Genomic DNA, 10,421 nt, shown 5'->3' with positions numbered 1-10,421 from the left:
AAATAATAATTAGAATTAACAAAAAAAAATTGTTTGCATAATAGCACATATATGCAAAAGCCCTATTTTTGGTACACCATTAACAGGAATTTATGTTTTATTTAACAATTTAGAGAAGTTTAGTTATCATCCAATATCACAACCAACAAAACACACCTTAACTATCATGGAAAACATTTTATTGTATGCACTGCCCCCCATTGCTATTACCATTTTTGTTTTTCTCTCCGGATTTTTTACTGTTAAACACAATACCGCTCTTGTAATAGAACGGTTTGGTAAATTCAGGGCAGTAAGGCATGCCGGCCTCCATTTTAAAATTCCGGTAATTGACAAAGTTTCGGATAGGTATAACCTGAAAATACAACAGCTTGACATACCTGTTGAAACCAAAACCAAAGAAAATATATTTGTGGTAACAACTGCTTCTGTACAGTTTAAGATAAACCCCGATATGATATATGAGGCCTACTGCATTAATGAGCCTTATGAGCAACTTATTGCTCATGTATATGATGTTATAAGGGCAGAAGTACCAAAACTAAGGTTAAACGAAGCATTTGAAAGCAAAGATGCCATTGCCGCAAAGGTTTCTGATATCCTACGGGAAAAAATGTCTAAGCACGGTTACACTATACTAAATGTGCTGACAACCGATATTGAACCCGATGCGCATATTAAAAATGCGATGAACCGCATTAATGCTGCCGACCTTGAAAAATCGGCTGCTGAATATGAAGCTGAAGCACTGCGTATTAACATACTGGCTAAGGCAACAGCCGAGGCGGAAAGCAAAAGGCTTGAAGGCCAGGGTATAGCTAACCAAAGAAGGGAAATAGCAAAGGGCCTTATGGAAAGTGTAGATGTTTTGGGTAAAGCCGGTATATCGACATCAGAAGCCTCTGCCCTGCTTATGCTTACACATCATTATGATACACTAAAAGGTATAGGCAACGAAGGTAAATCAAACCTTATCATGATGCCTAATTCACCACAGGATAGTAAAGATATGATAAACAGTATGTTATCATCATTTACAAAGAATGTTCCTGCTGAACCCGAAAATGACGGACATAAAATTATAAGATTCCCCAATCAGGCAGAAAATCAGGCAGGAGATTATGAAATTTTAAGTAATCAGCTATAATACAGAAAATTACCTAAACCCGCTGTTTTAGCGGGTTTTTTATTATAAAACACTTACTATAAGTTTTAATGATACCACCATAGGAAAAAAGTATAGTAAAATTTTTAACATAATATATTAATAATGTGTATTTTTGGCAAATATTTAACATTTATGATTGATTAATAAAAGTATTAACCCCCTCCCTTGATTTACTAATGTTATGGAAACAATTTTTTATTTTGCACTGTTCCCAACAGTGCCGTTAATAATTATTTTGCTTTTCGGCTTTTATACAGTAAAGCAACATAATGTAATTATTATAGAACGCTTCGGGAAATTCAGGGCTGTAAAAAAGGCCGGCCTGCACTTTAAACTGCCTTTTATTGACCAGGTAGCTGAAACTTTTTGTATGAGAGTACAGCAATTTGATATAATAGTTGAGAGTAAAACTCAGGAAAACTTTTTTGTAGATGTGGCAGTATCGGTTCAATACAGGATTAATCCTGATAAAGTTTATGAAGCTTATAATTATTACAGGCCTAAGCAAAAAATGACGGCTTATATAAATGATGTACTACGCTCTGAAATACCCAGGCTGTGCCTTGCCGATACATTTGAAAACAAAGACAGGCTTGCCGAAAAAATAAAAGCGGTATTAATTGAAAATATGCAGGCAAACGGGTTTGAAATACTTAATGTGCTTACAACCGATATAGAACCGGACACGCATATTAAAAATATAATGAATGCGGTTAATGCTGCCGAACTTAAGAAAACGGCTGTAGAATTTGAAGGCGAACTGTTACGTATAATAGCTGTTGCAAAAGCTGAAGCTGATGCCGAAAAGAAAAAACTGGAAGGCCGCGGATTGGCAAAGCACACTATTGAAATAGCCAAAGGCTATATTGAAAGCTTAGATGCACTATCCAAAGCAGGTATATCACCTCCGGAAGCCTCTTCTATTTTTATGTTTAATGATACTACCAATACAAAAGGAACCAAAAATAAACCTGCAGCATCATTAAATGCTGATATTATAGAAAAGATAATGGCTTCGTACAAAAAGGCAGAAGAAAAGCCTGATGATGATGCAGATTACAAAGTAGTTAACTTTGGTAAAAATGATAAAAATAATATAGGCGTATTCAGTATATAAAAAAGGAGGCTCAAATGAGCCTCCTTTTTTATTTAAAATATCTTTTTGAAGAGAAAGGTTAGTGCGGCACTTTTTAAAGGGCCTGAGAGCATATTTACAAAACCCATTGCCCTTTTAGGCGTATCGCCAAGCAGGTTTTTTATTTCCAGGCTCTCTTTAGTTTCATCCAGCTCTTTTTTAAACCTGTAGTAAGCAAGATCCTTTTCAATTTTATAAATCTCAAGGTCTTTATTTATCTGGTCAAATGTTTTATATTCTTTATAAGCCATAACTAATATTTCTTTAGAAGAATTCTTGAAAAACGGGCTAAAAGCTGCCCTTCTACAATCTTATCCCTAACGGAATATACTATAAAGAAGCAGGCCAGGTAAATGCATCCTACAATTAAAAAGCCGTATGCATGGTTATCAAGTGCATAGCCAATACCTAAAGCAAGGGCAACAGAGAAGAAAAGAAGTATTAAAACAGCCAGTATGCCAAGCATGATCATTTTTAATATCATGGCGTTGGTCTTCATAAGCATTTTAAAGCCCCAAAGCTTGTAATACCTTATGTTGGCATCAAGCAGTTCTTTTGCCTGTTGCTTTAAATCTTCTACGTTTTCCTTTACTTCTTCAAATGCCATATCAAGCTATATTATTTATTAGCAGTACCGTTGTTGGTGTTACTGCTGTTGTTTCCTGCAGTTTGTACCTTTGCAGCAGAAGATTTAAGCTCTTCAAGCTTTCTTTCCAATGTATCTATAATATCATCTTTCTTTTCCTCTACACTGGCAACAAGCCTGTCAAAGCCGCTTTCAAGATCTTCTTTAGAGGTAGAGAACCTGTTTTTAACCTGGTCGCTCAGTTCGCTTAGCTTGTCTTTAAGCTCATCGCGTTTTGCTCCGTAGCCCTCTTTAATCTTTTTACGCGTTTTTGTACCTTCATCCGGTGCAAATAAAATTCCTAATGCTGCACCTATTGCCGCACCCGCAAGTACGGCGGCTATAGTTCCTGATTTACCAGCCATAATAAATTAATTTTAAAGTTAAAAATTTTCTTATATAAAGGTAAGGAAAATTAACATTTACGGGTTGTTAAGGTGTAGTTAATTCCAGCTTAAAGTATGCCTAAAATAAAATAAGCACGTATGAGGCATTTTTGCATACAAGCTGATATAAAGATATGCCTGAAAAATTAAATCGCTTTATATCGAAAATAATAAAGCTGGTTTTAATAGCAATTATCTATCGTTTCAAATGTAATTGTCAGGATTTGTAAATAATAAGAAAAACCACTGTTTGCACAGTGGTTTCATAAGTTATGATTATAATAGTTTATTCTTTACTTTCTATTTTTGCCCAGGTATCACGAAGGCCAACCGTTTTGTTGAAAACCAGTTTTTGAGGTGAGGTATCAGGGTCTACACAAAAATAACCCAAACGCTGAAACTGGTAGTTCTCTCCTGCTTTGGCATTTTCAAGGCTTGGCTCTAAATAGCCTGTAATCACGTTTAGCGAATCAGGGTTAATGTAACTCTTAAAATCTACATCTTTATCACCGTCGGGGTTTTCGAGGGTAAACAGCCTGTCATAAACACGCACCTCGGCTTCTAAAGCATGGTTTAAAGATACCCAGTGAATAGTACCTTTAATCTTCCGAAGGCTGGCTTCGGTACCGCTTCCACTCTTAGAATCAGGATCATAGGTAGCATGAATTTCGGTAATATTACCGTTTTCATCTTTAACCACACTCTCCCCTTTTATAATATAGGCATTTTTAAGGCGTACCTCTTTACCCAGTGTAAGGCGAAAATACTTACTGTTGGCATTCTCCATAAAGTCATCACGCTCTATATACAGCTCCCTGCTAAAAGGTACTTTCCTAAACCCTGCATTTTCATCTTCGGGGTTGTTCTCGGCATCCAGCCACTCCTCCTGCCCTTCCGGGTAATTGTCTATTATCAGTTTTACAGGATCGAGTACTGCCATAACGCGCGGGGCTACTTTGTTAAGGTCTTCCCTCACGCAAAACTCAAGCAACGAAACATCTATAAGGTTGGTGCGCTTTGCAATACCAATAGTATCGGCAAAATTGCGTATAGAAGCAGGTGTATAGCCCCTTCTCCTTAAGCCCGATATGGTAGACATACGCGGGTCGTCCCACCCTTTTACATGGCCTTCCTGCACGAGCTGTAATAACTTACGTTTGCTCACTACAGTATGGCTAAGGTTCCTGCGGGCAAATTCGCGCTGTTTAGGGCGCATTTTGCCTTCGGTATATATCTGGTTAAGAAACCAGTCATAAAGTTCCCTGTGCATTGCAAATTCAAGCGTACAAAGTGAATGCGATATGCTTTCTATATAATCACTTTCGCCATGTGCCCAGTCATACATTGGGTATATATGCCATTTATCGCCGGTGCGGTGGTGGTGCTTGTGCAGTATGCGGTACATAATAGGGTCGCGCATCAGCATATTGCTCGATGTCATGTCTATTTTGGCACGCAATACATGGCTGCCTTCCGGTAGCTCACCGTTTTTCATTTTCCTGAAAAGCTCCAGGTTTTCGGCAACTGGCCTGTTACGGTACGGGCTTTCTGTACCGGGCTGTGTTGGTGTGCCTTTTTGCTGTGCCATCTGTTCGCTAGTCTGGCTGTCTACATAAGCAAGGCCGCGTTCTATAAACATTTCGGCCCAGTCATACAGTTCCTGAAAATAATCAGATGCATAACGCTCTTCTGCCCATTTAAAGCCAAGCCACTCTACATCACGTTTAATGGCATCTACATACTCCTGCTCTTCTTTTGCCGGGTTGGTATCATCAAAACGCAGGTTTACCGGCGCGTTGTACCTAAGCCCCAAACCAAAATTAAGGCATATAGAACTGGCATGGCCAATATGCAGGTAACCGTTAGGCTCGGGCGGGAAACGAAAGCGTAAATCATCACGCTTCATGCCTTTAGCCAGGTCTTCTTCTATTATAAGCTCTATAAAATTAAGCGATCTTTCTTCTTTAGACATATAATGGGTTGTATTACAAAGCTGCAAAGTTATTTAAAAAAGCAAACAAAAGGCTGCTTTTACAGAATTAAACAAACGGATTGTAGCTGATAAATGCTTATTTTTACAATACTATTTAAATTTGAAATATGGGAATTATCCGCCTTGAAAACATCCGTACTTTTTCTTACCACGGATGCCTTGATGAAGAAGCTAAAATTGGTTCTGATTACCTGGTAAACCTTGAAGTAAAGACCGACCTACGCAAAGCAAGGCATACCGATGAGCTTGCCGATACCGTAGATTATGTGCACCTTAATGCAATTGTAAAGGAAGAAATGGCAATACGCTCTAAACTGCTGGAGCATGTGGCAGAACGTATAATAGCCCGCATATTTACAGAAATAGCTTCAGTATCAAGGATAATGATAGCGGTTTCTAAACTAAACCCGCCTATTGGTGGCGATGTGGCAGCCGTAACAGTACAGATTGAAGAATTCCGAACATGATAAAATTGGCAAATTTTAAGTATTTTTCTTGCGTTAGAATAAAATATATGTAAATTTGCCATCCACATCAAAAGGGCATCGTGGCCGAGTGGCTAGGCAGAGGTCTGCAAAACCTCGTACAGCGGTTCGAATCCGCTCGATGCCTCAACAAAAAAGCTGTTACGTTTGTAACAGCTTTTTTTATTTAGTCCTGGTTCTCCAGCCTGTCTATAACATAATTGCGCTCTTCAGAAGGCGCCCAGCCCTGTGCCAGGAGTACAAGGCCAAACACCATCAGTATTATACTTATTACTTTTTTAATCTTTATAATATTACGCGAAGTAAGTTTGCTCCTTAGCTGTTTTGCCAACAGTATCTTGCCTATATCCGTAAGGAAATAACCGCCTAATACAGAGGCAAAAAAGGTAAGCATCCTGCTCTTTTCCATATCAAGCTGCGGGCCAATGGTTATAATGATGGCCAGCCAGAAGCCAAGCACTCCCACATTGATGAAGTTGAGCACAAAGCCTTTTATAAAAAGGCTCAGGTAATCTTTTTTAAGTATCTCTTTAGAGTTTTGATTTACCAGCTCGTTACGCGAACTGCGCTTTTGCTTGATAAAAGAAATAAGCCCGTAGGTTAGCAGTATTATACCGCCGAATACAAACAGCGCAGGTTCATCTTTAATGCTCTGTATGAGCCTGTAACTACTAAAATAGGCAAGACAAATAAAAGCAATATCGGCAAGTACTACTCCAATATCAAAAGCTAAGGCAGCCCTGAATCCTTTTATAACGCTGGTTTCCAGTAACACAAAAAAAACGGCACCCGGCATAAAACTGAGGAAAAATCCCAGGGGTATAGCCGCAAGAATATCGTCAATCATTCAGTATCTTCTATTGAAACTGCAAGATAACATTTTAATTTTTAAAGCTACAAAAACCCGGATTAGTTATGAAGGTTGATGGTTCCACCAAGCACCGTTTGCTCATCAGTCTGTTTTGGTGAGCCGTAAATATCTATTTTACCCCCTGCCCTGGTTTTTGCCTTTGCAAAGTCAGTAGCATATATAGTGGCCTCTCCACCGGCATTAACAGTAACATCTGTTTGTGCTGTAACAAGTTCTTTTGCCTTTAAAATACCGCCTGCCAAAACAATGGCATCATGGTTTTGTGCTATGCCGTTAAGTTCAGCCATACCGCCAGATGATACTTTTAAAGTAAGTTTCTGCACATCAAGCTTCAGCTTAACAATAGCGCCTTCTTTTGCGCTTACTTCAAAAGCTGTTGCTTTAAATACATCCGCAGAGCCTACAAAAGAACCTTCGCTTGCTTCTACAACATAAATTTTCTTGTAGTAAACAGTTGCTTCAACATCCTCTCCTTCAAGAAGATTGTCTATATCCATCCTTATTTTAAGCTCGTCATTCTTTGTAACCAGCTCTACCTCGTTTGCCTTGCTGCCTTTAATTACAATTTTATTTTCATCTGAGGCAACAAGGGTAACATTAATCTGGTCGAATACCCTGATAGTACTGAAATCGCCCAGATTACGTGTTATTTCCTGTGCCCATCCTGCCTGTGATGCCATGAACAAGGCAATAAAGAATACTTTTTTCATTATTATTTTTTACTTAAAAGACACTTTATTGGTGCAAATGTTACACTACTGCTCTTTTTTTCCTAACAACTGGAAATCGAGCTGTTTTTTAACCAGGTCGGCATTTTTTACCTTTACATAAACCTCATCGCCCAACTGCAGCAGGTTATGCGTTACCTGGCCCACAAGGGCATATTGTTTTTCATCAAAGGTGTAGTAGTCATCTTTTATTTCCCTTATGCGGCACATTCCTTCACACTTATTCGAGATGATCTCTACATAAATACCCCATTCTGTAACACCTGATATAACCCCAAGGAACTCTTCATCCTTATGGTCGAGCATGTATTTAACCTGCATATACTTAATACTGTCGCGTTCTGCATTGGTAGCAAGGTTTTCCATGTCAGAACAGTGGCCGCATTTTATTTCGTAATCCTCATCATTAACCGATTTGCCACCGTCTAAATAATGCTGCAGCAATCTGTGTGCCATAACATCGGGGTAACGGCGTATGGGCGATGTAAAATGCGAGTAATAATCAAAAGCAAGGCCATAGTGCCCAATGTTGTTTACAGAATATTTGGCTTTGCTCATACTCCTGATAGCCAGCGTATCTACCATATTCTGCTCTTTGGTGCCGTGAGCATCCTGCATCAGCTTGTTCAGCGATTTTGAAATAGAATCTTTTGTCTTGAAATTTAAGCTGTAACCAAATTTAGAGATAACGGTTTGCAGGTTCATCAGTTTGTCTAAGTCCGGTTCATCGTGAATCCGGTAAATAAACGTTTTATTTTGTTTGCCAATAAACTCGGCTACCTTTCTGTTTGCCAATAGCATGAATTCCTCAATAAGGTGGTTGGCATCTTTAGATTCCTTAAAGTAAACCCCAACCGGTTCGGCTTTTTCATTCAGGTTGAATTTTACTTCAACCTTATCAAAAGAAATAGCACCATTTGCCATTCTTTTACGGCGCATAATCTTAGCGAGGGCATCCAGTTTAAGTACTGCATCCCTTATATCATGGCTAACCGTATAATCGTCGCCTGTAAGCGATGTTTCAGCCGGTATGGTGGCACTTTGTGTTTCGATGATATGCTGGGCCTCATCATAGGCAAAACGCTGGTCTGAATAGATTACAGTGCGTCCAAACCATGAATTTTTAACCTCTGCACCTTCTGTAAGCTCAAATAGTGCCGAAAAAGTATATTTTTCTTCATGTGGCCTTAATGAACAAGCAAAATTAGACAGTACTTCAGGGAGCATTGGCACTACCCTGTCCACCAGGTAAACCGATGTTGCCCTGTTGTAAGCTTCTTCATCCAGTATGGTGCCTTCCTGCACATAGTGTGATACATCGGCAATGTGTATGCCTATTTCATAATTACCGTTCTCCAGCTTTTTGAATGATAAAGCATCATCAAAATCCTTAGCATCACGGGGGTCTATGGTAAAGGTAAGTACATCACGCATATCCCTTCTGCGGGCAATTTCATCTTCATGAATTTCGGTATCCAGCTTTTGTGCAAATGCTTCAACATCAATCGGGAAATCATACGGCAGCCCATATTCGGCAAGAATGGCGTGTATCTCGGTATCATGTTCTCCCGGCCTTCCCAGTACCCTTGTTACCTCGCCAAACGGGCTGTCGGCTTTAGCAGGCCAGTCCTCAATCTTAACCAGTACCACATCACCATTTTCGGCATTGCCAATCTTATCCTTCGGGATAAAAATATCGGTGTACATTTTAGGGTTGGCTGTGCTTACAAACGCGAAATTCTTTTGTATGTCTATAACACCAACAAAATCAGTCTTGGATCGTTCTATAATTTCAACAACCTCTCCTTCAGGCCTCCTGCCCTTCCTGCGGTTGTATATGTACACTTTAACCTTATCACCATCAAGGGCTTTGTTAAGATTATTGGTTGGTATAAAAACATCATCTTCCAGCTCAGGCGACACAAAATAAGCAGTCTTTCGGCTTGTCATGTCTATAGTGCCTTCTACGTAATCGGCTTTTGCTATTACGCGGTACTTGCCACGCTCTACCTCTTCTATTTTTTCTTTAGAGGCCAGGTACTTCAGTTCTTTAATAATATCGTTGCGGCTCTTGGTATCATTAAGTTCCAGCACTGCAGATACCTGCTTGTAATTAAAAGATTTATTGGGGTCTTTAGACAATATCTTATATATCTGGCGAGAAAAATCTTTTTCATTCTTCACCTTCGGTTTTCCGTTTTTCTTACTCATAAATTTTAATATAATATCGCTGAAAATTACAATATATATGTCATTTAACAGAGGCTTTAAAGAAATAATAACGTTTTGTTTTAAGAATTGAATTACAAAAAACACTAAATTCAGTATCTTTATAAACAATAACATCCTGCAAATGAAAGATTTTGTAACCGCAGCCGTTTTTAACTACCCGCACGAAATTACTATACTAAAACACCTGCTCACCGGGGCGGGTATATCTTTTTACTTTGAAAACGAAACCATGACAGGCATAGTGCCTTTTTACTCTTTCGCCCTTGGCGGAATAAAGCTTAAGGTACACCCAAACGATTTAGACGCCGTTACTGCCATACTGAAAGATCTTTCGGATAACCACCTTAAAATTGTTTAACACTGGCAAAATGTTTTCAACACTGTTTAAAAACAAATAAAAAGATTTTTTAAAAAATTAAATTTTATGATGGTTATTATAGCTTGTTGAAAACAGGTAAAACTTTTTTTACTGCCTATTGATTTTACAGTTACACTTAGTTATCCAAAACAATTAACAATGTTAACTTAATGTAAAGTGCTGAAAGGTATACCACTTTAAATTTTCCAAACTAAATTATCAACAACTGTTAATAGTAAGTTTGCACTTAAAAGTATTGAAAACTCTACTTGTTAATTTCTGTTAATAACCATGAGCATACCGCTGATAACTATTTTTAAAATAATAATAACTATGCTTGCAAAATTGAATTGTATTCCTGTATGTAAAAAAATTGTTAAGTAACCTAAAAAACTTTCAATTTTTAACTGACGATTTATCAACAAATATTGTATAAACAC

Annotated in this window: 11 protein-coding genes and 1 tRNA gene; 5 read left to right on the top strand and 7 right to left on the bottom strand. The window is 38.3% G+C overall.

The genetic code is table 11. The annotated features are described in order from the left end of the window. Nucleotides 1-166 precede the first annotated feature (166 nt). Together Q0K96_RS14420 and Q0K96_RS14415 are read left to right on the top strand one after the other, a co-directional pair. Nucleotides 167-1,147 carry an SPFH domain-containing protein gene (locus tag Q0K96_RS14420; protein WP_297334683.1) on the top strand — a complete coding sequence of 327 codons (981 nt, stop codon included), beginning with the start codon at nt 167-169 and terminating at the stop codon, nt 1,145-1,147. A gap of 202 nt (nt 1,148-1,349) precedes the next feature. Further along, a complete protein-coding gene (locus Q0K96_RS14415; protein ID WP_297334682.1) occupies nt 1,350-2,285 on the top strand; it encodes an SPFH domain-containing protein in 936 nt (311 codons plus the stop codon). A gap of 32 nt (nt 2,286-2,317) precedes the next feature. On the opposite strand, the gene Q0K96_RS14410 is transcribed toward Q0K96_RS14415, so the two are convergent. The 4 genes from Q0K96_RS14410 to Q0K96_RS14395 all read right to left on the bottom strand — a co-directional run bounded on the left by Q0K96_RS14410 (nt 2,318) and on the right by Q0K96_RS14395 (nt 5,286). Then, the gene (locus tag Q0K96_RS14410) at nt 2,318-2,554 is read right to left on the bottom strand and encodes a DUF6327 family protein (protein WP_297334681.1); all 237 of its coding nucleotides are present in this window, start codon (nt 2,552-2,554) and stop codon (nt 2,318-2,320) included. Nucleotides 2,555-2,556: 2 nt separating this feature from the next. Beyond that, nucleotides 2,557-2,910 carry a competence protein gene (locus Q0K96_RS14405; protein WP_297334680.1) on the bottom strand — a complete coding sequence of 118 codons (354 nt, stop codon included), beginning with the start codon at nt 2,908-2,910 and terminating at the stop codon, nt 2,557-2,559. An 11-nt stretch (nt 2,911-2,921) separates the two neighbouring features. Beyond that, nucleotides 2,922-3,293 carry a YtxH domain-containing protein gene (locus Q0K96_RS14400; RefSeq protein ID WP_297334679.1) on the bottom strand — a complete coding sequence of 124 codons (372 nt, stop codon included), beginning with the start codon at nt 3,291-3,293 and terminating at the stop codon, nt 2,922-2,924. Between the two features lie 307 nt (nt 3,294-3,600). Next, nucleotides 3,601-5,286, bottom strand: coding sequence for a glutamine--tRNA ligase/YqeY domain fusion protein (locus Q0K96_RS14395; protein WP_297334678.1), 1,686 nt, complete (start codon nt 5,284-5,286; stop codon nt 3,601-3,603). Between the two features lie 128 nt (nt 5,287-5,414). On the opposite strand from Q0K96_RS14395, the gene folB reads away from it, so the two are divergent. Next, on the top strand, nt 5,415-5,774 hold the full coding sequence (gene folB, locus Q0K96_RS14390) for a dihydroneopterin aldolase (protein ID WP_297334677.1): 360 nt from the start codon (nt 5,415-5,417) through the stop codon (nt 5,772-5,774). A gap of 74 nt (nt 5,775-5,848) precedes the next feature. Continuing rightward, a tRNA-Cys gene (locus Q0K96_RS14385) sits at nt 5,849-5,919 on the top strand. Nucleotides 5,920-5,958: 39 nt separating this feature from the next. On the opposite strand, the gene Q0K96_RS14380 is transcribed toward Q0K96_RS14385, so the two are convergent. The 3 genes from Q0K96_RS14380 to rnr form a co-directional block, all read right to left on the bottom strand. Then, entirely contained in the window at nt 5,959-6,639 is a 681-nt protein-coding gene (locus tag Q0K96_RS14380) for a LysE family transporter (protein WP_297334676.1), read from the bottom strand. Nucleotides 6,640-6,701: 62 nt separating this feature from the next. Further along, entirely contained in the window at nt 6,702-7,373 is a 672-nt protein-coding gene (locus Q0K96_RS14375; protein WP_297334675.1) for a head GIN domain-containing protein, read from the bottom strand. A gap of 45 nt (nt 7,374-7,418) precedes the next feature. Next, nucleotides 7,419-9,602, bottom strand: coding sequence for a ribonuclease R (gene rnr / locus Q0K96_RS14370; protein ID WP_297334674.1), 2,184 nt, complete (start codon nt 9,600-9,602; stop codon nt 7,419-7,421). A 142-nt stretch (nt 9,603-9,744) separates the two neighbouring features. On the opposite strand from rnr, the gene Q0K96_RS14365 reads away from it, so the two are divergent. After that, nucleotides 9,745-9,981 (top strand): DUF2007 domain-containing protein, encoded by a 237-nt coding sequence (locus tag Q0K96_RS14365; RefSeq protein ID WP_297334673.1) that lies wholly within the window; start codon nt 9,745-9,747, stop codon nt 9,979-9,981. Nucleotides 9,982-10,421 lie beyond the last annotated feature (440 nt).

Origin of the sequence: Flavobacterium sp. (genome assembly GCF_024305175.1) — a bacterium.
Taxonomy (GTDB): domain Bacteria; phylum Bacteroidota; class Bacteroidia; order Flavobacteriales; family Flavobacteriaceae; genus Flavobacterium.
Note: the sequence above shows the minus strand (reverse complement) of the source record. Positions and strands in the feature narration are given on the sequence as shown.

Coding starts and splice junctions, on each gene's coding strand:
- Q0K96_RS14375 (WP_297334675.1), bottom strand. CDS start 7,373: ATGAAAAAAGTATTCTTTATTGCCTTGTTCATGGCATCACAGGCAGGA.
- Q0K96_RS14395 (WP_297334678.1), bottom strand. CDS start 5,286: ATGTCTAAAGAAGAAAGATCGCTTAATTTTATAGAGCTTATAATAGAA.
- Q0K96_RS14420 (WP_297334683.1), top strand. CDS start 167: ATGGAAAACATTTTATTGTATGCACTGCCCCCCATTGCTATTACCATT.
- Q0K96_RS14400 (WP_297334679.1), bottom strand. CDS start 3,293: ATGGCTGGTAAATCAGGAACTATAGCCGCCGTACTTGCGGGTGCGGCA.
- Q0K96_RS14410 (WP_297334681.1), bottom strand. CDS start 2,554: ATGGCTTATAAAGAATATAAAACATTTGACCAGATAAATAAAGACCTT.
- Q0K96_RS14380 (WP_297334676.1), bottom strand. CDS start 6,639: ATGATTGACGATATTCTTGCGGCTATACCCCTGGGATTTTTCCTCAGT.
- Q0K96_RS14405 (WP_297334680.1), bottom strand. CDS start 2,910: ATGGCATTTGAAGAAGTAAAGGAAAACGTAGAAGATTTAAAGCAACAG.
- Q0K96_RS14365 (WP_297334673.1), top strand. CDS start 9,745: ATGAAAGATTTTGTAACCGCAGCCGTTTTTAACTACCCGCACGAAATT.
- rnr (WP_297334674.1), bottom strand. CDS start 9,602: ATGAGTAAGAAAAACGGAAAACCGAAGGTGAAGAATGAAAAAGATTTT.
- Q0K96_RS14415 (WP_297334682.1), top strand. CDS start 1,350: ATGGAAACAATTTTTTATTTTGCACTGTTCCCAACAGTGCCGTTAATA.
- folB (WP_297334677.1), top strand. CDS start 5,415: ATGGGAATTATCCGCCTTGAAAACATCCGTACTTTTTCTTACCACGGA.